This is a genomic window from Fodinibius halophilus (assembly GCF_011059105.1).
GTDB lineage: Bacteria > Bacteroidota > Rhodothermia > Balneolales > Balneolaceae > Fodinibius > Fodinibius halophilus.
This window is the reverse complement of sequence record NZ_JAALLS010000003.1, coordinates 182,582-203,539: the sequence shown is the minus strand read 5'-3', so window position 1 is coordinate 203,539 and position 20,958 is coordinate 182,582. Positions and strand designations below refer to the sequence as shown.

General features: G+C 41.6%; 21 protein-coding genes. 14 read left to right on the top strand and 7 right to left on the bottom strand.

What is annotated here, in order from left to right:
• The first annotated feature begins 165 nt into the window (after positions 1-165).
• The 4 genes from G3569_RS04145 (at position 166) to G3569_RS04130 (ending at position 4,539) form a co-directional block, all read left to right on the top strand.
• Positions 166-1,389 carry a COG3014 family protein gene (locus G3569_RS04145; RefSeq protein ID WP_165266375.1) on the top strand — a complete coding sequence of 408 codons (1,224 nt, stop codon included), beginning with the start codon at positions 166-168 and terminating at the stop codon, positions 1,387-1,389.
• Positions 1,390-1,401: 12 nt separating this feature from the next.
• Positions 1,402-2,472 (top strand): LPP20 family lipoprotein, encoded by a 1,071-nt coding sequence (locus G3569_RS04140; protein WP_165266373.1) that lies wholly within the window; start codon positions 1,402-1,404, stop codon positions 2,470-2,472.
• Between the two features lie 119 nt (positions 2,473-2,591).
• Positions 2,592-3,188 (top strand): LPP20 family lipoprotein, encoded by a 597-nt coding sequence (locus G3569_RS04135; RefSeq protein ID WP_165266371.1) that lies wholly within the window; start codon positions 2,592-2,594, stop codon positions 3,186-3,188.
• Between the two features lie 139 nt (positions 3,189-3,327).
• Positions 3,328-4,539 carry a transglycosylase SLT domain-containing protein gene (locus G3569_RS04130; RefSeq protein WP_165266369.1) on the top strand — a complete coding sequence of 404 codons (1,212 nt, stop codon included), beginning with the start codon at positions 3,328-3,330 and terminating at the stop codon, positions 4,537-4,539.
• Positions 4,540-4,595: 56 nt separating this feature from the next.
• Here G3569_RS04130 and G3569_RS04125 read toward each other — a convergent pair whose 3' ends face one another.
• On the bottom strand, positions 4,596-5,369 hold the full coding sequence (locus G3569_RS04125; protein WP_165266367.1) for a hypothetical protein: 774 nt from the start codon (positions 5,367-5,369) through the stop codon (positions 4,596-4,598).
• Positions 5,370-5,562: 193 nt separating this feature from the next.
• On the opposite strand from G3569_RS04125, the gene glgB reads away from it, so the two are divergent.
• The 8 genes from glgB to G3569_RS04085 all read left to right on the top strand — a co-directional run bounded on the left by glgB (position 5,563) and on the right by G3569_RS04085 (position 15,314).
• A complete protein-coding gene (glgB, locus tag G3569_RS04120) occupies positions 5,563-7,440 on the top strand; it encodes a 1,4-alpha-glucan branching protein GlgB (RefSeq protein WP_165266365.1) in 1,878 nt (625 codons plus the stop codon).
• A gap of 112 nt (positions 7,441-7,552) precedes the next feature.
• The gene (locus G3569_RS04115) at positions 7,553-8,371 is read left to right on the top strand and encodes a phosphosulfolactate synthase (protein WP_165266363.1); all 819 of its coding nucleotides are present in this window, start codon (positions 7,553-7,555) and stop codon (positions 8,369-8,371) included.
• 36 nt (positions 8,372-8,407) lie between these two features.
• Entirely contained in the window at positions 8,408-9,226 is an 819-nt protein-coding gene (locus tag G3569_RS04110) for a glycogen/starch synthase (RefSeq protein WP_165266361.1), read from the top strand.
• A gap of 34 nt (positions 9,227-9,260) precedes the next feature.
• A complete protein-coding gene (locus G3569_RS04105) occupies positions 9,261-10,472 on the top strand; it encodes a hypothetical protein (protein WP_205720023.1) in 1,212 nt (403 codons plus the stop codon).
• A 2-nt stretch (positions 10,473-10,474) separates the two neighbouring features.
• Positions 10,475-11,770 (top strand): hypothetical protein, encoded by a 1,296-nt coding sequence (locus G3569_RS04100; RefSeq protein ID WP_165266357.1) that lies wholly within the window; start codon positions 10,475-10,477, stop codon positions 11,768-11,770.
• Positions 11,771-11,833: 63 nt separating this feature from the next.
• The gene (locus tag G3569_RS04095) at positions 11,834-13,156 is read left to right on the top strand and encodes a tetratricopeptide repeat protein (RefSeq protein ID WP_165266355.1); all 1,323 of its coding nucleotides are present in this window, start codon (positions 11,834-11,836) and stop codon (positions 13,154-13,156) included.
• 190 nt (positions 13,157-13,346) lie between these two features.
• Entirely contained in the window at positions 13,347-14,540 is a 1,194-nt protein-coding gene (gene rho / locus G3569_RS04090; RefSeq protein WP_165266353.1) for a transcription termination factor Rho, read from the top strand.
• A 3-nt stretch (positions 14,541-14,543) separates the two neighbouring features.
• Entirely contained in the window at positions 14,544-15,314 is a 771-nt protein-coding gene (locus G3569_RS04085; protein WP_165266351.1) for a copper homeostasis protein CutC, read from the top strand.
• Here G3569_RS04085 and G3569_RS04080 read toward each other — a convergent pair.
• From G3569_RS04080 to miaA, 6 genes are read right to left on the bottom strand one after another with little or no spacing between them, the layout of a single operon-like run.
• A complete protein-coding gene (locus G3569_RS04080; protein ID WP_165266349.1) occupies positions 15,311-15,643 on the bottom strand; it encodes a rhodanese-like domain-containing protein in 333 nt (110 codons plus the stop codon). The genes G3569_RS04085 and G3569_RS04080 overlap by 4 nt on opposite strands.
• A gap of 15 nt (positions 15,644-15,658) precedes the next feature.
• Positions 15,659-16,429, bottom strand: coding sequence for an LPS export ABC transporter ATP-binding protein (lptB, locus tag G3569_RS04075; RefSeq protein WP_165266347.1), 771 nt, complete (start codon positions 16,427-16,429; stop codon positions 15,659-15,661).
• A gap of 21 nt (positions 16,430-16,450) precedes the next feature.
• Positions 16,451-17,152 carry a phosphoribosylformylglycinamidine synthase subunit PurQ gene (gene purQ / locus G3569_RS04070; RefSeq protein WP_165266345.1) on the bottom strand — a complete coding sequence of 234 codons (702 nt, stop codon included), beginning with the start codon at positions 17,150-17,152 and terminating at the stop codon, positions 16,451-16,453.
• A 3-nt stretch (positions 17,153-17,155) separates the two neighbouring features.
• Complete coding sequence (locus G3569_RS04065; RefSeq protein ID WP_165266343.1) at positions 17,156-17,494, bottom strand: ATP-dependent Clp protease adaptor ClpS; 339 nt, start codon at positions 17,492-17,494, stop codon at positions 17,156-17,158.
• A gap of 13 nt (positions 17,495-17,507) precedes the next feature.
• Positions 17,508-17,756, bottom strand: coding sequence for a phosphoribosylformylglycinamidine synthase subunit PurS (gene purS / locus G3569_RS04060; protein WP_165266341.1), 249 nt, complete (start codon positions 17,754-17,756; stop codon positions 17,508-17,510).
• Positions 17,757-17,794: 38 nt separating this feature from the next.
• On the bottom strand, positions 17,795-18,724 hold the full coding sequence (gene miaA, locus G3569_RS04055; RefSeq protein WP_165266339.1) for a tRNA (adenosine(37)-N6)-dimethylallyltransferase MiaA: 930 nt from the start codon (positions 18,722-18,724) through the stop codon (positions 17,795-17,797).
• A 243-nt stretch (positions 18,725-18,967) separates the two neighbouring features.
• Here miaA and dnaN point away from each other — a divergent pair, with 243 nt between their 5' ends.
• Both dnaN and G3569_RS04045 read left to right on the top strand, forming a co-directional pair.
• Positions 18,968-20,083 (top strand): DNA polymerase III subunit beta, encoded by a 1,116-nt coding sequence (gene dnaN / locus G3569_RS04050; RefSeq protein WP_165266337.1) that lies wholly within the window; start codon positions 18,968-18,970, stop codon positions 20,081-20,083.
• Entirely contained in the window at positions 20,076-20,876 is an 801-nt protein-coding gene (locus tag G3569_RS04045; RefSeq protein ID WP_165266335.1) for an SAM hydrolase/SAM-dependent halogenase family protein, read from the top strand. The genes dnaN and G3569_RS04045 overlap by 8 nt, the downstream gene beginning before the upstream one ends.
• Positions 20,877-20,958 lie beyond the last annotated feature (82 nt).

Here is a 20,958-nt window from a genome sequence, read left to right as displayed (position 1 = left end):
TGCACAACCTGCTACTCGCAATATTGTCACTGATAATTGTCAGGTTTACAAACATTTAGGTTTATGAGGGGATTAAGCTTTTTAAGGGCGCTACTACTTTTATCTTGTATTGCCATTTTAATAACGAGTTGCACTTCGCAAAAGCTGGTAAGTGGACAAAAGCAGATGCGAAGTTACTTTACTGCGGGTGATTATGAGCGCGCAGAATTTATTGCAGATTCACTGAAAAATAATGAGATCTATAAAGACAAGGATAGAGTAGTATATGCTCTTGAGGCCGGTACTATAGATTACTTTCAGGGAGAATATGAAGAGAGTATAAAATCTTTTTCAAATGCAGAAGAGTATATTGACCAATTCTTTACAAAAAGTATGAAGATGGGGCTTAAGGCCTTCTTGCTTAATGATAATGAATTGGCTTATAATGGAGAGGTTTATGAAGATGTTTACCTAAATAGTTTTAAGAGTTTGAGCTATTTGGAGATGGATGAGCATGAGAGTGCTCTTATCGAAGCACGACGCATTGTTCATAAGCTTGAGCAAGCAGAAAGTAAATATGGTAACCTTGCCAGTTCAATGAGTAAGGCTGATACGACTGATAAAGAGATTGAGTGGAAGGCCGGTACTTCGCAGATCCATGATAGTCCCTTTGGGCGTTACCTTTCAGGGGTTTTATATGCCAAGTCAGGTAAAACGGATGATGCCCGCATCGAATTGGAAAAGTTAAGAAGGACTATAAAAAATCATCAGTTACTACCTGATTCGCGGGTTCACTACGATTCGACCTTTAATAAGGTTGATAATCCTGACTCTTATAATATGTTGCTCACCGCTTTTTGTGGGAGTGGACCAGATAAGGTGGATAATAGCATAGTTATCCCGTCTGTTGGCGACAAAACCGGGTTAAAAATTGCAATTCCCAAACTGGTTATGCAGCCTTCGCAGGTTAGCAGGGTCGAAGCAGTAATTAATGATACCGCCAGTGTATTGGTCCCGATTATTGAAGAAATGGATAAGGTGGCTCGCGAGACTTTTAAAATTAAAAAACCTATTATTATTGCTCGAGCTACTGTGCGCGGAATCCTAAAATCAGTAGGTGAGGATGTAGTATCTGATAAGGCTGAAGAGGAAGGAGGAGAATTGCTGGGAGATGCCGTTGGCTTTTTGGCAGGCCAGGTGCGCGAGGCGACCGAGCAAGCTGATCTGCGAGGATGGCAAACAATGCCCGGCAGAGTACATTCTACTCTGATTAAGTTGCCGCCTGGAAAACACCAGATAGTATTTAATTATTATGGTACAAGTGGACAACTGCTTTTTTCAGAGAAGAAAACAGTTGATATGGCTGAGAGTGATCGCCTGGAGCCGCTAACATCAATTTATTCTAATTAATGTCACAGATTTATGATTAAAGCTGTTCAAATATTTAGTTCGCGATTACTACTATCATTTATTCCATTATTGGTAATGGCAATGGTCGGTAGTTCTTGTGCCACAATGGCCCAAAGTGAAAGCAGTAATGAACTGCCCAGCTGGGTTAATAATCCGGAAGAACAATTTAGTGACCAACAATATTTGATGGCGGTAGGGTCTGCCCCGTCTCGGCAGGAAGCTAAGAATCAGGCACATGCTAACCTGGCTAAAATCTTTGTCTCTAAGGTAGAAGTAGATGAGAATACGGTGCAGGAATTCGAGGAGACCAATAGCTCAGACGGAGAAACCACAATCAAAGAGCGAACGTATCTGATTACTGATTCTAATATCCAGTCTGACCAGCAGATGAAGAATGTGCAGATTGAGGAGGTATATGAGGCTGATAATGGGACATTCTATGCGTTGGCTGTGATGGATAGAATGAAAACCTCTCAAATGTATACCGAAGAGATTAACAGAAGACAAAATGCTATAAAATCATATCAGAAAAAGGCAGAACAAACAGGCAGTAAACTGGAACAGCTGATTTATATGAAGCAAGCCCTTATGCATGCCCGGATGAATAAAATGTTGGCTAACCAGCGAGCCATATTAGTAGGGACTACAACGCAGGGTATTAGTGAGGATACTTCAGTGCCGGCAATATCCCAGGCATATCGTATGGCCAAGAAAGAATGCACCATTCGTATAAAAGGGGAAGAAATTCCCCGGGAGGTCAAGTTGACATTAGCGCGAGAGTTGCAAAATGAAGGGTTTACTATTTCGCAGTCAGGAGACAATGTTGTAGTTGATATTGCACTAAACCTAACGATGAAGCCGATAGATATGGGCCGTGAAAATGCTAAATTCTTCCAGTGGGCGTTGCAGGTAGAAAGCCAAAATAAAGAGACGGGCAGTTATTTTAGTACCTATTCGGTAAGAGGCCGCGAGGGGGGTATGAATAAAGCTAATGCTAAAGAACGTACTACACAGGCAATCCAAAAAAAGATATCTTCAGAATTTTATGACTTTATTAACGAAGAATTACTTTCGATAAAATAACATTGCTATTCTTCTTATTTAGTAATGTGTTGTTTTAATATTAGATTTGTTAAAATAATTTTCAAAGATCGCTTACTTAAGAACAACCTCAATCATCAATCAAACAAGGGACCATTATTATGAAGTTAAAAATAATACTAGCAGTTTTTATGTCGGGAATGCTACTTCTAGGATGTAGCAGCTCTAAAGAAGTATCTGATGATACAGAAATGGAGAGTAACTTGCCTAACTGGTACATGAATCCACCAAGCAGTGATAATGAGTATATGTATGCTATTGGAGAAGCTACATCGTCGAGACGGCGTATCGCGCGTACCTCGGCTATGAATAACGGTGATGCTGCTATAGCACAGAAAATTCAAGCAGAAGTGAGTACCATGCAAAAGAACTTTGCTGAGGAAACAACAGCTGGGGAAAACAGTAATTACCGTCAGGTTTTTACCGATGTTTCAAAGTCTGTGGCGCAACAGAAGCTTAGCGGTGTAGAAGTGTATAAGAGTCACTTCACAAAAACGGATAGCGGAACCAAGTATGAGGTGATTCTTTTAATGCGAATGCCTATTGGAGAGGCCGCAAATGCACTTGATCAGGCTCTGAAGAATACGCTTTCCAGAGACGAAGAGCTTTATACCAAGTTCAAGGCTTCTAAAGCTTTTGAGGATATGAAGAAGTCTATTGAAGAGATGGAGCAAGGAAGTATGCCATCAGAGAATTGATCATTTTGAGATAAGTACTTTAAAGTATCTCGGCCCGGAGGTTACCTTTCCGGGTGGAGTTACTTTTTTTAGGTTTCAACAGTTATTGCAAGAGAGTTCTAAATAAGAAGGTGTGCATTTCAGGAAAATAAAAAATACCATGATACAACTAGACTATAGCTATCGTTCAATAAGATTTATTCTAATAGCCTGTATGCTTACGGTATTTGGGTCTCCTACCCTTGTTGAGGCTCAGCAGGGTTTTCATGATTGGGCTGAGAAGTATGAGGAAGGATATGCAGAATATAGAGAGAACTTTGAAAATGGTGTGGCTAATTCTGAAGAGGCCTATGAAGAATACCGAGAAGCCTATGAAGAAGAGTTCCAGAAGTTCAAAGAAGAGATGCAAAAAAAATGGGGCGACTTTAGGGAACGCACTAAAAAAAAGTGGGTAGAATATAAGGAGAATGGAAAGTTATGTGTTTCTGCAGATTTCGAGAAAGGGTCGGCAAAAGTAGAAGTATTGGCAGATAGCAAGGAAGAAGCCGAGCGGATTAAGAAAGAGATGCCAGAAAAAACAGCGGAGGCTCTTAAGTCGAAGGGGACGCGTGAAGGTTTTGAAACAAAAAAATTGCCTAATAAAGAAGTTACCGAAGAGCCGGTCTTAGACGACCAGCTACCCAAGTCGGAGGATGAAACCGTCGATGAATACGCTAAAAAGGTTGCTGAAAAGGAAACAAAAACCAAAGAAGTAAAAGGTGATGATGGTAAGACTCGCTATGTTGTGTATGTAGATTTAAAACTAGCAAATAACCATGTGCAAAAGCGGGCTCAAAAAGTGGAAGACGATGTGTATAAATTTGCTGAAGAGTATAATATAGACCCGGCATTGGTTTTTGCTATTATACATGTTGAATCATATTTCAATCCAACAGCTGCATCCCATGCCAACGCCTATGGCTTAATGCAGTTGGTGCCCAGTACGGGAGGCCGAGATGCTTACCGTAGAATATTCAAAAAAGATGGTATTCCAACAAAAGAGTTTCTTTTTAAACCCGGTAATAATATACAGATGGGGTGTACTTTTATTGATATTCTTACATCAAATTACTTTTCGCGAGCTAAGGACAGTAAAACACGGCAATATTTGATGATTAGTGCATATAATACGGGGGCTGGGAATGTAGCTGTTGCTTATACTGGAGATACAAGTTTGTCAACTGCTTTCCCAAAAATAAATAAGATGAGCCCTGAAGAGAATTATGACTTCTTGAGAAAAAACTTAGAATATGCGGAGGCCCGAAATTATCTAAAAAAGGTTACAAGCCGTCGTAAACAGTACAACGAGTGGAAGGTAAAAGCTAAGGAGTAATATTTTCAAAGCGAGGTTGTAGATTGTAACATTACCTTGTGAAAAGTATCATATTTTTATTTCATCAGCCATTTTATTTCGTGGGGATGAACAGCAACAGTTACTTTTACTGAATCTGAATTAAATGATCTGTTCAACACACGAATTCGTTGAAAGGCAAAGATGGTAGAGAAATTGAAATAACGTCGTTGGGTATCGCCCTTTGAGTATGTTTCAGTTGTTATTTTAACTGATAGCTTCCGGGCCAACCGACGCAAGGCATCTTGTTTGGCTTTGGTAATACTCATAAACCAGTTGCTGTCAATTTTGGGGGTGGACCCAGTTGTGGTAAGCCAGTGCTGGCCAGATTCCTGCGATACGGCGGTATCTTTGCGAGTTTCTTTCAGGCGGTTAAGTTTATTGTCGGTATATATTATTGAGTCAGGGACTACTTCTTTGGGTTTGATCAGTACAAAGGCATGTCCCTTCCAACGTGCCGAGTCAATAACGGTAACTTGGGTAGAGTCCAACAGGTTACGAATGGCATATTTTGATCGGGTGCGAAAAGGGCCTCTACCTATTTGTTTTCCCCAATAATAGACAAGCATCGAGAGATTTGCATTAAGATCGTTAATGCTGTTCTCCAGAGCTTTTTGCCAGGCTTTTTCAGGATTATACGAGGAGTATCGGGCAATACCAATCCCGCTAATAGTATCTATGGTATTGCCTGCAATCCACTTTTTGGGAGTAGTATCTTTCTCTGTACGAGGTGCTTGCCCCCGTCCGCAAAGAGGCAATGAAACAAATAAAAATACAGTAAAGAGATATGAAAATAGTTGATTCGTATTCATTATTATGGTGCTATAAACAGATTGCCCCCTGTTATTTTGCTCTTAATGTTGTTTTATAATGTAGGGATTTGGGATAGAATGTAAAACTATGTGTGACTGCAGGGAAAATTGTCAGAATACAACGACTTATTTCTTTAATTTAGTCAGTATGTCTTAATTTTCTGTACAATCGATTAAAACGGACGAACAAAGTATGGATGCAATATATGCCGAAATGGATAAAGAGGATTGGCAAGCCGGCCAGTTGGATACAGCATATAGGTTTTTGGGAGCTCATTTAATGGATGCCGGCACACACTTTGCCGTTTGGGCCCCGGCTGCATATAGTGTAAGTGTTGTTGGACCATTTAATGATTGGGATGGCCGCGACCATCGCATGAAAAAACATGAAGGAACCGGAATTTGGACTGTTTTTGTTCCGAAAGTTGATGAACGGACATTATATAAATATGAGTTGAAGACGGCTAAGGATGCCACTCCGTTCCTCAAAACAGATCCTTATGCCCGTGCTATGGAGTTGCGCCCCAAGACTGCTTCACTGGTATACGATTTGGATAGATATAGCTGGAGCGATGAGCAGTGGATGGCAGAAAGAGATAAACGCCAATCTTTCCGTAATCCTATATCAATATACGAAGTGCATCTTCCATCATGGAAAAGAAAGGAGGATAATGAATATCTGACATATCGTGAGTTGGCGAACGAACTCATCCCATATGTGAAAGAAATGGCTTTTACTCATATAGAGCTGATGCCGATTACTGAATATCCGCACGACCCTTCCTGGGGGTACCAGGTGATGGGGTACTTTACCCCTACCAGTCGGCTGGGAACTCCCAAAGACTTTATGTATTTCATTGATCAATGCCACAAGCATGGTATTGGGGTGATTATGGATTGGGTACCGGGCCATTTCCCCAAAGATGAACACGGGCTGCAAATGTTTGATGGTACGCCACTTTATGAGTATGCCGACCCCAAAAAACGAGAACAAAAAGAGTGGGGCACAAATATCTTTGACTATGGTAAGCCGGGGGTACAGAATTTTCTACTCTCCAATGCCCGATTTTGGTGCGAGAAATTTCATATTGATGGCTTCCGGGTAGATGCAGTAGCTTCAATGCTATATTTGGACTATTCCAAAAACGCAGGGGAGTGGTCACCCAATAAGCATGGCGGAAATGAACATTTGGAAGCAATACAGTTTTTAAAGGATTTTAATACCATCATCCATCGTGAATTTCCGGGTATTCTAACTTTTGCCGAAGAGTCGACATCTTGGCCGGGAATGACAACCCCTGTACATCACGGGGGAATAGGATTTGATTACAAGTGGAATATGGGGTGGATGAATGATACCCTCGCGTATTTTAAAAAGGGGGCGCGAGAGCGTGCCGAAGCCCCCAATAAGATTACCTTCCCAATGATGTATAACTATTCCGAAAATTTTGTGTTACCATTGTCACATGATGAGGTGGTGCACTTAAAAAAACCACTGGTTCGGAAAGGGACCGGCAGTGAAAGCCAGCAGTTTGCTAATCTGCGGCTGTTATTCACTTATATGTATGGGCATCCCGGCAAAAAATTATTGTTTATGGGCGGAGAGTTTGCTGAAACCAGTGAATGGTCTGAGGACCGAGAGTTACATTGGTCGCTGATGGACCAAGAGCGTCATCAGGGCATACAGCAGTTGGTCAAGCAATTGAATGTTTTATATCGATACGAACCGGCTATGCACCAGTTTGATCGCTCGGCCGATGGGTTTGAATGGATCGAGTTGGGAGAGAAAACGCCCTCTGTGTTTGCTTTTTTGAGGAAAGCAGAAGACCCGTCGGACCATCTGCTATTTGTGTTCAATTTTTCTGACCGTAAGATAGCTGATTATTCATTAGGCCCGTTTTTGGGGGTTCAGTATCGCACAATTTTCAATAGTGATTCTCATTTTTATGGCGGAGAGAACGGAGGAGGCCATTATGGGAATATGGAAGAGCAGTATATTTGGCTATCTTCCTTCTCTGCTCTTATATTAAAACCAGAGCGTAAAATGTCGGGTAATGAGAATTATTTATAACTCCTTTTTCTTTTATAACTATATCATTTTGAATTAAGATGCGTCTGTGCTTTATTAACAGCCTTCGTTTTAGTATCTTTGTTCGTTTAATTTGTCAAAATTATAATGCTCAATGGCTTTTAAGCTAAACCATCTCCCAAAGCGTACAGAAAAACCTCGAGAAAAAGGAATGGCGTTGGTCCTGGATAAGGGACTCAGCGTTCGAGAAGTTGAGGATTTTTGCAGATCTTGTTCCAATTATATCGATATTGTTAAGCTCGGATGGGGAACCAGCTATGTAACACAGAATTTAGAAGAAAAGCTGGCCGTCTACTCCAATGCTAATATTCCGGTATATTTTGGCGGTACACTATTTGAGGCCTATGTTTTACGAGATCAGCTCGATGCCTATATGGAGCTACTCGATAGATTTAATATTGAACATGCTGAAGTCTCAAACGGAACTATCTGGTTGTCTGATCAGCGTAAGGTTGAGATCATTCAAAAAATGAGTAAGCATTTTACGATTTTATCAGAGATCGGAAGTAAGAATCCAAATGATATTATCCCGCCCTATAAATGGGTGAAGATGATTGAGCGTGAGCTTGATGCGGGGGCTTGGAAAATTATTTGTGAAGCCCGTGAAAGTGGCACTGTAGGCGTATTTCGTCCTAATGGTGAGGTTCGCTCTGGTCTTATTGATGAGATCGCTGATCAGGTGCCGGTAGAAAATCTTATTTTTGAAGCCCCTCAAAAAGCCCAACAAGTTTGGTTTATTCGGAAATTCGGAAGCAATGTAAACTTAGGGAATGTCCAGCCTTCGGAAGTTATTCCTGTAGAAACATTGCGCCTTGGTCTTCGAAGCGATACGCTTTTCGACTTTTATTCGCTTGATGATGAAGAAATGAGCCAACTTTATGCCGACTCGGAAGACAGCGAGTCAAAAGAGTAAACAATAAAATACCAACGAATTCATTAGTACTTATCTATGAAAGTTTTATACGCTGCTGCTGAGATATCTCCTTTTGCCCGCATGACGCATACAGCCGACCTGTTGCGTTTTTTACCGGCATCCTTGCAAGATAAAGGATATGAAATCCGAATATTGCTGCCTAAGTATGGTACCATTAACGATCGCAGAAATCGTCTCCACGAAGTAATTCGCCTTTCCGGTATTGAGGTAGAAGTAGGAGAAAAGATCGAAAGTATGCGCATTAAAGTGGCTAGTATCCCGAATGCCAAGCTACAGGTATATTTTTTGGATAATGATACCTACTTTAACCGTAAGGCGATGTTTATGGACCCTGACAGTAATGAGCACTATGACGATAATGATGAGCGTATTGTCTTTTATAGCAAAGGGGTACTTGAAACAGTGGCAAAATTGGGTTGGGAACCTGACATTATTCATTGCCATGATTGGGCAGCAGGTCTGATACCATTGTTGGCTAAAGAGAAGTATAACGATCTTGATCTTTTTAAGGATACCGAAGTCATTTATAATATCCACCACCCCGAAAATAACGGAGTGTTTAATAAGAAGTTGCTCGACTTGGTTGGCTTGCCTGATTCAGTTGATCAAGACAATCTTACTGAGGGTGAAAACGTTGATCTGCGTACACTTGGATTGCAATATGCCGACCACGTGGTGACAGGCAATCATATTACAGATGAGCTCGATGACTTATTGGGAGAATTAGAAATTGAAGCCAAGAAGATTCAGGGGTCCCCTGAAGATGTCTCTGATAAGTTTGCAGCTTATTATGATGAGATCGCAGGTGTTGAAGAAGAAACTGAAGAATCATAAATAAACTTTTAGACGTATTTCGTTGCAGAACTTAATGACTAGTGCCTTTCGAAACGCAAGCAGGTATAGCCTTGTAGTTGTATTGATAATGTTCTTAGGATTGTCCGGATGTGAAAATCCGGGATCGCTGGATAGAAATATTGGTGACAACAGAGCCGAGGTTGTTGTCGATACCCTTGCTATAGGTGATGTTTCAACCCACAGTTTTAATTTCTATTCCGGTGGGTTTCAGTTTATCTCTGCCGGTGAGTTCGAGGATCCTTTGCTGGGTACATTGAAAGCTACAGGTCTGATTAAACCTGCCTTACCTTCCGGTAGTGAAGATACCCTGACTAATGATTCTGAAATGATGTTGCGGTTCAAGTTGGATGGGGGTATGGCCTATGGTGATTCGCTTGCAGAGCAAAGGTTTGATGTTTATGAAATTGATGAGGTGTGGCGTACTGAATCGATCAAATTACAAGATGATATTGTTCTTGATACTGAGGGTGGCCCGCTCACATCGTTTCCAATTGGTAGTACTGATTCGTTAGATGTTCCTTTGCCAGGTGAGTGGGTCGAAAAATACAGAGCTTTTGCCGATACTGCTGATGCAGATTCTGTATATGCCCGAAGTGCCTTTGGGTTGGCGTTGGTTCCAAGCAATAGTAAAAAGATTATAGCGCCAAATGTAGTTAATACAAAGTTTGTCATTCAAAATCCTGTTGAAGAGGATACATTTGCGGTAGGTCTGAATGAATGGGCATATTTGTTAGAAAGGAATGAAAAGAGTTTACCATCAGGGCTTGCAGCATGGCATAGTACTAAAGAGCAGATTTTGAGTTTTGATTTTGATTTTTCATCCCTAGATGTGGAAGGTACAGATATTTCAAGGGCAGAATTGGTTTTTTATCAAGATACAGAGTTAATGGACCAGTCCTTAGAATCTCAGTCGTCTGGAGTAAAGCGGCCCAAGGCAAAAGTTGCACAGCTTCACTTGGTTGACCCGGATCAACTTCCGGCTAATATTGCACCCGGTGATCCTCTCGCAAATGGTTTTTATTCAACTGATGATGATGCATTTCATTTTGAGGTTACTCCCCAGGTTCAGAGGATATTGGCCGGAGATTTGGCTGAGAATAAGAAATTTGTAATTACCTTAAATAATACCGGATTGATAAAAACCAGTATTATACACACTAGCACAGCTTCAACAGATAAGCAGCCGAAGCTTATCATAACTTCTTTAAAAAATAATAACAAGTAGTATTGAGAAAACTAGTATTAATAGCGGTTGTCTTTTGTTTCACAAGTTCTGTTTCATGGGCTCAGTCTGCCATTGGCAGTGAGGCAAGTAATGGCTCTATATATTCTAAACTGGGAGTTGGTTATCCTGTAAGCATAGCCAATACCTCTTCTAGTTCTTCAGGGCTCTTAGGCGTTTCTTTTAATGAGTCTTCAGTCGGTAATCTGGCAAATCCGGCGCATTGGGGTAGCACAGTCTATGGTTTAGGTGCAGGTGGGCTTGATATTACCTCTTATACCGCTTCATCGAATAATGCTGAAGTAACCAATGTAGAGTTTGGGGTTAAGCAATTTCAGTTGCAACTGCCCATTATTAGGGGAAAACTGGGGCTCTCCGGTTCTTTTGCTCCTCTTACAAATACCAGTTATCAAAATTTTGACTTGCGGCAGCAGATTATTGATCGCGGGGCTGCGCAGGATACCTTACAGTATGTCATCCAGAACGAAGGTACCGGAGGTGTAAATAGTGCAGAACTAGGTCTTGGGTGGAAGATAAATGAGAATATTTCTATCGGTTACGCTGCTTCTGCTGTATTTATCTCACATGAAGATGAATACACGAGTAACTTTATTAATTCCGAATACAATACTGTCAGCTATACCTATAAAACAAATGGTGTAGCTCTTGGAAACCGATTTGGTACACATATTCGATTGCCAAGTATTTTTACCAAGGATGATCAATTGGGGTTGGGACTTGCTCTGAAACTTCCTGTTTCAATTGATGCAAGTCAGGAAAAGGTATCGGAGCAATTTGTACAAACGCTGGATCCTGTGAAGCTAGGTGGCGGTACTGTTAAGATGCCTATGAAAATAAGTGGAGGGTTGAGTTATCGGCCAAATAATTTATTAATATTAGCAGCCGAGGGTCTTTATGAGGGATGGTCTGATTATGAGAATGATTTTGAGGACCTTTCTCAGACAGGTGCTGCATATACAGATCGTTATAAAATGGGTATGGGAGTGCAATATTTTCCTTATCTTTCTGGATCTGATAAATTTCTTTCAAATTTTAAGTACCGGTTAGGAGCCTCGTATGACACCGGCCATCTGGAGATTGATAGCAAAAATATTAGTACGTTAATGTTTTCGTTTGGGCTCGGAATTCGTTCTCCCAAATCAGGCTCATCTATCGATATGAGTTTTGAATACGGAATCCGGGGAACAAATTCCATGAATTTGATCAAAGAACAGATATGGGGCATTAAGCTATCAGTTAATCTGGCTGAGATCATGTTCTATCGACCCAAGTTGAAATAGTATAATAAAAGTTGCCCCAAATCAGTTTATAACCTGAACTACATGTATTAAACCCACAGTCTTATGAAGAAGTTACTACCCTTATTGGCTTTTCTTATATTTGCCAGTAGTGCAACAATGGCACAAGTTAAGCCACCTAATGGCATGAAAGAGCTCGGAGCTTATTCACTTTTCTACGAGAATTATAAAAATGAAGCTTATGAAAGGGCAGCTGAATTCGGTCGCTGGATTTGGAAAGGAATGCCTGAAAAAATTGAGGGTTATTCCCGATTTGAGCTTAAAAAGAATTTAAAACGACTTGCCAAGGTATATAGTGGCATTGCAGAAAAGAAACAAGATCCTTCTGTAAAAGAGGCATATATGGATACGGCACTGACCATCTATAACAAGATGTTTGAGAAGTATCCTGATGCCAAAGATGATCATTACAATTGGTATATCAGTCGAGGACGCTTATACCAAAAGCATGCCAGTGTTATCGAGAATGCTTCTGTTAAAGCTGCTGAAAATTATGAAAAGGCATTTGAGATGAAGCCGGAAGAGTTTACTAATTATGGAAATGGTTATTATATACGGGTAATGCTCCAGGAAATGATTGGTCAAGATAAAAAGGACCAGGCATTGGCTGTTATGAAAAAAGCCGAACCATATGCCTCTGAAAAAATTAAAAGTGCCTTCAATGATATGCGGAATCAGCTTTTTGATTCTCCCAAGGAGCGGATAACATTTTTAGAAGGGCAATTGAAAGATAATCCTGAAAATATTGAAGTCTTAAAAGCTCTACAAGATCTGTACAGCGAGCAGGAAATGGTTGATAAGGCTCGTAAAACGAGTCAAAAGTTATATGAGCTAAATCCCAATTATGAGAATACGTTAGCGCTTGCTGAATTTGCCATGAGCAATGCTAAGAATAAGATGGCAATTAAATATCTGAAAGAGGCGATGGGAAAAGCTAAAAAAGATAAACAGAAAGCAGAAATTTCTCTGGATATTTCTGGTGCATATTTGAATATGGAGAAGCTGCGTGATGCCCGTAAGTATGCGCGTTCAGCTAGTAAATATGATAATGATTGGGGCAAGCCATATATCCAGATTGCAGATGTGTATGCGCAAGCTGTTGGTAAATGTACCAGTGGCCGGGAAATGGATAGCAAAGATAAGGCAGTGTACTGGATAGTCCTTGATTATCTGAATAAAGCAAAACGGGTTGATCCTAATACTGCGAGTGAGGTTCAAAGAAAGGCAAAGTCTTACGAACCAGTTACACCAACAAATGCAGAGAAACACTTTTGGAAACCACCGCTTAAAAATGGTGAAGAATTTAAAATTGATTCATCCTTAAGAAAGTGCTATGGGTGGATTAACGAGACTACAAAAGTCCGATAAATTTTAAATATCGGCAAAGATTCTTATCTTACCTTATAGAATTCGACAGTGCAACAGATTTTTTGTTGCACTGTTTCTTTCTTCTCTTCTCAATGCAGAAAATTAACTACAACTCCTGCCTTCTGCGTGCAATGAATTTGTTATAAATTGCAACCAGAATGTGAGGTATCAAGCAAAATTTACGGATGTCATGGGACGTTCACGAAATAATAATCGGGGCCGAAAGAATAAGAAAAATGTTTTTGTCCCGAGGTTTAACGAAAATAATAATGTCGAAGTCGCCGGTCGCTATGAGGGCGTGGTTGAAATTAACGCCAAAGGGTACGGCTTTGCACGTGAAAAGGATCATGAGTTCAGTTATGAGCCTAAGGATCCTTTTTTAAAACCTGATGAGGTGAAGAAGAATAATCTCCGTCCGGGTCTTGAAATTGAAGGAGAGTACGAAGAGGATGGGCATGGTAATCGCCATATCTATTCTATTGAAAAAATTAATGGACGTGATCCGATGGAGTGGCAGCGTTCTACACGATTTGAGCTGCAAACACCCATTATGCCGGTCGATCATATTAAGCTCGGTGTTGATTCCGAGAATATTGAAATGCGGGTAATGGACCTTGTAGCTCCTGTCGGAAAGGGGCAGCGTGCGCTGATTGTAGCTCCACCTCGTACAGGTAAAACGGTATTGCTCAAGAAGATCGCAGAATCATTAACTGAAAATCATCCCGATATTAAAACGGGTGTATTGTTGGTTGATGAACGCCCTGAGGAAGTGACTGACTTTCTGCGCACTACGGATGCTGAAGTCTTCGCCTCCTCCAATGATAAGCCCACAGAAAGCCATATTCGGGTCACAGAGCTCGCACTGGGTTATGTGAAGCGTAAGGCTGAGATGGGAGATGATGCCGTACTGTTGATTGATTCTATTACCCGCCTGGGACGTGCATATAATAATGTGCAGGAAAGCAGCGGACGTACATTGTCTGGTGGTCTTGATATTCGGGCCCTGGAAATTCCCAAGAAAATTTTCGGTTCTGCACGTAAGATTGAAGGTGGCGGTTCGCTGACTATCATTTCTACTTGCCTTATTGAGACCAATTCTCGAATGGATGATCTTATCTTTGAGGAATTTAAGGGGACCGGTAATATGGAATTGGTACTCGACCGAGAGCTGGCTAATGATCGTATTTATCCCGCGATTAATATTAGTGCTTCCGGTACGCGTAATGAGGATAAATTTATTGGTGATTCCATGGAAGAGCGAAATATGGTACGTCGCTATTTATTAAAGAAATCACCTAAAGAATCGATGCAGAGTCTACTCAAAGTATTGAAGAATACGGACAGCAACGAAGAGCTGCTGAACCAGATTGCAGCAATGGTATAGAACGTGGATAGTCGATTAACGACCGAAATAGTCGCTTATAATATCGAATCAGCATTAAATGCCCAGGCTGGTGGTGCCGATCGAATTGAGCTGTGTGATAATCCTTCTGGTGGAGGAACTACGCCCTCAGTTGGAACGGTCGAGTTATTGAGAGAGAAGTTAGATATCCCGATCTTTGTGATGATTCGTCCAAGGGAGGGAGACTTTTGTTATAGTGACCTGGAGTTTGAGGCAATGAAAAGAGATATCAGCCACTGTAAAGACCGTGGTGCTGATGGCGTTGTATTCGGTATCCTCTCCCCTGATGGCAGTTTGGATTTTGATCGTTGTAAAGAGCTGATAGAGTTAGCCCGCCCCTTACAAGTAACCTGTCATCGAGCGTTTGATATGACGTCGGATCCTTTTGAAGCACTGGAAAGCTGTATTGAAGCTGGTTTCGATCGCATTCTCACTTCGGGCCAACAAACCTGTGCTCATGAAGGTATCGCTACAATAGCAGAACTGGTAGAAAGGGCCGGCAATCGTATATCAATGATGGCCGGCTGTGGAGTTAATGAAGATACCGTTCAAAAGATTATAGAGGAAACCGACGTACGAGAAATACACTTTTCAGCAAAAGATGATCGCCCGAGCAAAATGAAATATCGCAATAAGGCTATAAATGGTATGGGTGACAAATCTGGGAAAGAATATTCCATTCGTATAGCCAGCCAGAACCGAGTTGCCAGAATTTGCCAAATGGCGTTAGCGGCAGATTCATCAGTTTCTTCTTAATATACTGGCAGGCTGGTATCGATTTTTTTTGCCCATTCGTTAATGCCACCTTTGAGATTTTTGACGTTTTCGAATCCTTCTTTTTCAAGTAGTTTGCAGGCATCAGCACTGCGCCCGCCACTTCTGCACATACAGACTATTTCGCTATTTTTATGATCTTTGATTTCGTCAAGACGACCTTCGAGCTCCCCGACAGGAATAAGAGTAGAATTGTCATATGAGATTTTTGACTGGTATTGCTCAAAGGGTTCGCGAACATCCAGTAAAAAAACAGAACTGTTATCCGAATCTATCTCCTCTTTAAGCTCTTTTACGCTAATTTCTTCCATGGTTCATTAAAAAGTTTATTCTTCTTGTTCTTGTGATTTATAACGATCCAAACGGAACTGGCTGCCCAGGTACAAGCGCCGGGCTTCCTCATCGTCAGCTAACTCATCAGCGGAACCTTCTTTAAGAATATTCCCTTCAAACATCAGATAGGCCCGGTCGGTAATAGCCAATGTTTCGTGCACATTATGGTCGGTAATAAAAATACCAATATTACGATACTGCAGTTCTGATACGATTTCCTGAATATCTTCAACAGCAATGGGATCAACGCCGGCAAAGGGTTCATCCAATAAGATGAAATCCGGATCAGTAACCAGTGCCCGAGCAATTTCGGTTCTGCGGCGCTCACCACCCGACAGACTGTGCCCTTTATTATGGGCAACGCGCTCCAGCCCGAACTCCTCGATAAGCTGGTCTACACGCTGTTGTATCTCTTTGTCGGGCATGTTAAAGAACTCAAGAATAGATTCCAGGTTTTCCCGTACCGTAAGGTTTCGAAATACGCTAGCTTCTTGAGATAGGTATCCAACCCCCAGCCTGGCCCGTTTATACATCGGCATACCGGTAAGATTTGTGTCATCTAAGAATATCTGCCCGCTGTTAGGGGTTACCAATCCCACAAACATATAAAACGTGGTTGTTTTGCCAGCGCCATTAGGCCCCAAGAGCCCCACAATTTCTCCTTGGCTTACATTGATAGATACATCCGAAACGACCGTACGCTTTTTATAGCTCTTGGTTAGGCCTTTGCTAAAAAGCGTTTTATTCTGTTTGTGTTCGGGCATCTAATGAAGGTTTGTTAAAGCTTACGCCACAGCCAGCTCATTTAAGACAGATTCAAAGATCTTTTTCCCGTCATCAGACCCTATCAATTTTTCTACTGCACGTTCCGGGTGTGGCATCATGCCCAGTACGTTTCTGTTTTTATTACAGATACCGGCAATATTATCGACTGAGCCATTGAAGTTTGCTTCTTCAGTGACGTTACCATCAGCATCACTGTAACGGAAAACAACCTGGTCGTTATCTTGTAGAGCTTTCAGCTGATCCTCATCAGTAAAGTAGTTGCCTTCGCCATGTGCCACAGGAACTTGAAGTACTTCGCCTTCTTCAATATTGCGTGTGAAGAGGGTATCAGAAGTTTCGCAACGCAGGTGGGTTTGTTTGCACACAAAACGGAGTTCTTCGTTGTGTAGCATAGCTCCCGGCAGTAGTCCGGCTTCCAGTAAGATTTGGAATCCATTACAAATACCCAATACGGGACGTCCCTGTTCTACAAAATCTACGACTGATTGCATGATGGGTGAGAAACGGGCAATAGCTCCGGATCTCAGGTAGTCTCCATAAGAGAACCCACCCGGTACCAGTAAAAAATCGATGTCAGAAAGATCGGTATCTTTATGCCAAAGAAATTTAGTATTGGCATTCATCACATGAGCCAGTGCATGGTAGGCATCATGATCACAGTTTGAGCCCGGAAATACAATTACTCCAAAGTTAGCAGACACGGTTTATCCTTTTATTTCGGTGATAAGTTGAATTTCTTTAAGCACGCCGTTGACTTGAAAGCAATCTTCAAAAGAGCCTTCATAGACATTGGCTTTACCTTCGTTATGTACTTTATAGGTTAAGCTTTCAGCGTGCGATTTATTGCATTTTAGTGCTTTGATGAGTTGTGTAATAACCTCATCAAAGGTATGGATGTCGTCGTCATAAAGGATGACTCTCCACGGGGTGTTTTCTTTTTCATCTTCTTGTTCTTCTTCAAGAACATCGACCTCAATACCCGGCTTACTTTCTTCTTCGAGGTCGGGATCGGATCCCCAAATGCTAAAAAGCAGATCGTCCATAACAATATGCTTATTAGTTTTCGCTGATCGTTATTTCAAAGTCTTCCATTACTTCGTTAGCCAGCAATTTTTCACAAGCCGTTTCGGCGACTTCATGCGCTTTGTCTTTATCATCAGCATCAATATCGAGCTCAATAAGTTTGCCGATTCGAACACTGTTGATGTCGGTAAGTCCGAGATCTTCAAGCGCGTGATGAGCGGCTTTTCCTTTAGGGTCCAAAATAGATTTTCGAAGCGTAACGTTTACTGTTGCTTTATACATTCTGTGCAAAAATTATGCAGTTTTAAATGAGGGTAAAGTTAATCTTTATTTGACTTAGCTGCTAACTGTTGGCAGATAAATTTCTGTGCCCCGCTTTGGGTGGTTTCATCAAGGTCTATCCAGTTGATGAAATCCCAGCGGCGAAACCATGAAAGCTGTCTTTTGGCATATCGGCGGGTTTTGGTTTTGATATCTTTGATCATCTGTTCGCGACTGATCTCGTCATTCAGGTATGCAATGGCCTGTTTGTATCCCACGGTATTAAGTCCGGGATCGTCTAATGAGTAACCCTGCTGGAGAATAGAGCGCACTTCATCGAGAAATCCTTCTTCAAACATCTGGTCGACACGACGATTAATACGGTCATAAAGATTTTGTCGATCTCGTTGTAATCCAAATACCACAAGGTCATCTGGTACTGTAATGGTATTATCGTCAGAGTGGAATGAACTAAAAGGGCGATCGGTTTGCATCCACACGTCAAGTGCCCGAATGATACGCTGGGTGTTCATGCCATCCATTTTTTGTGCGTAGTCGGGATCAATAGATTCCAGTTTTTGATACAGTGTTTCAATACCTTCTGCTTCAATCTGTGCTTCGAGTTGTGCTATATTTTTTTCATTGGCTGCAGGCACATCATCCAAAGGTTGAATAACGCACTGCACATGCAGGGTGCTTCCGCCAACATAAAGCACATTCTTGCCGCGCGATTGAATCTCTTGTTGCCATTGCATGGCTCGTTCATAGAAATTAACGACACTGTCTTTCTTAGTGGGATCAATAATCGATAGATTATAGTGAGGTACTTCACCCTGTTCTTGTTTCGCAGGGGTGGCTGTGCCGATGTTCATATGTTGGTAACACTGACGGGAATCGGTAGAAATGATTTCGGCATCGAGTTCTTTAGCCAGATCTACAGAGAGTGCTGTTTTACCCACAGCTGTGGGGCCAAGTAAAAGTATTCTCACAAAAAGTTTGTTCGATTATTCTGAACGCTTATAAGGGCTAAACATAAGGAAATATCAGCTTTTTATGGGAATTCATTTGCAGAATATAACTTCTTTTGCGGATGCCTTGAGATCCCCAAATTTAGTTACAGAAAGCAGGGGTTATATGGTTGCTAAGAGAGCGAGTATTTATTAGTATATGGTACTTATTATTCGGACTAAAAATCGATGTCTGACGAACGTTTAGCTTAAAAAGGTTTATCTATGAAATTTAATGTCTCAAGTAACGAACTTGTTAATGCATTATCAGCGGTTTCGGGGGCTGTTCCCAATAAAGCCACACTGCCCATTTTGGAAACAATTTTATTTGAAAGTGATGGCAATCAACTTCGTCTGACAGCTACCGATCTTGAAATTTCGATTATTGAATCGATGGATGCTGATATCGATGATGGCGGGGCTGTGGCAATACCGGCACGACGACTGATAGAAACACTGCGTCAGTTGCCCGATATCCCCGTAGCCTTTGAGGTTGATGAGAAATTTAATATTAAGTTTCGTACCGATAAGGGTACGTATAAGCTGGTGGGTGAAGATCCCGATGAGTTTCCTGAGGTGCCGAATTTAAATGATGGGCAAAAGCTTGAGACGAGTAAAGATGTTATTCTCAACGCTATCGATAAAACGCTCTTTGCAGTATCAAATGATGATCTTCGTCCGGCAATGATGGGGGTTTATTTTGATATCGGTGCCGAGGAGAGCAAATTTGTTGCTACCGATGGTCACCGTTTAGTGAAGTATATCAAACACGACCTTACCAGTGATACCGAGGTCGACTTTATTGTGCCGGAAAAGGCATTAAACTTGGTCAAGAAAGCGCTCCACGACGAGGAGTGTGTGATGACTATTACGGAAGATCACGTGCGCTTTAAGAGCGGAAATACTATTGTTATTACACGACTCATTAATGAGCAGTATCCCAATTATGAATCAGTAATTCCTAAGGACAACGAAAAGGAACTGTTCATTAACAAAGAACAGATGCTGGCCACAGTAAAGCGTGTGGCTATATTCTCTAGCTCTACTACACGACAGATCCGCCTGCAGCTCAATCCCGATAACTTAACAATTCGGGCCGAAGACATCGATATGAGCAGTGAGGCGAAAGAAACCATTGCTTGTGAGTACAGTAATGATGAGATGGAGATCGGTTTTAACGCTAAATATCTGGCTGATGTATTAGGTAATGTTGACGGTGATGAAGTATATTTCGAATTTTCCACTCCCAATAGAGCTGGTATCGTAAAACCTTCCGAGGAGGAAGAGGATGAGGAGATTCTCATGCTCGTGATGCCGGTTATGCTCAATACATATGCGTAATGTAATTACTTTAACGACTGATTTTGGTCTGAAGGATTACTATGTGAGTGCCATGAAAGGGGTTATTCTGGGCATTGCGCCTGATGTGCGGATGATCGATATCTCACATGATATTCCTTCTCAGGATATTATGGCAGGATCATGGATCCTGCAAAACTCTGCTATGCTTTTTCCAAGCGGTACGGTTCATAACGTAGTGGTAGATCCCGGGGTTGGTACAGATCGAAATGCAGTAGCCCTGAAAATAGAAGACCAATATTTTGTTGGTCCCGATAACGGTATCTTTTCTCTGCTCACCCAAGAGCGTGATTATAAGGCTGTACGATTGACCAACGAAAAATATTGGAGGGATAACCCTTCGGAGACTTTTCACGGCCGCGATATTTTTGCCCCTGCAGCTGCTCATCTTAGCGAAGGGGTGCCGTTAGAAGAGCTGGGGGAGCCCCTCGATGAGCTTGTTACCTATCGGTGGACGGTACCTATTGCCGATAAGGATGGGCTGGAAGGTATGGTGATCCATATTGATAAGTTTGGCAATTTAATTACCAATATAACGGCTTCCCAGATCGAAGATGTTATTGGGGATAAGAGCGTAAAAATCTATGTGGGCAACACTATTCTTGATGAGATCGTCAGTACGTTTGGGGCCGTACCGGAAGGCGAACCAATGGCATTTATTGGGAGCTCAGGCATGTTGGAGATCGGCATAAATAAAGGAAATGCCGAAGAGATGTTAAGTGTTCAAAAGGGTGCACAAATCTCTTTGATTCTACAAAAAGAGAGTCAGATTTAGAGTGCAACACCGATAGGTACAATCCCGTACCATTGCACGTCGGCTGTGAATTTGTTGTGCCTTTTTTGGGCTATGATACTGA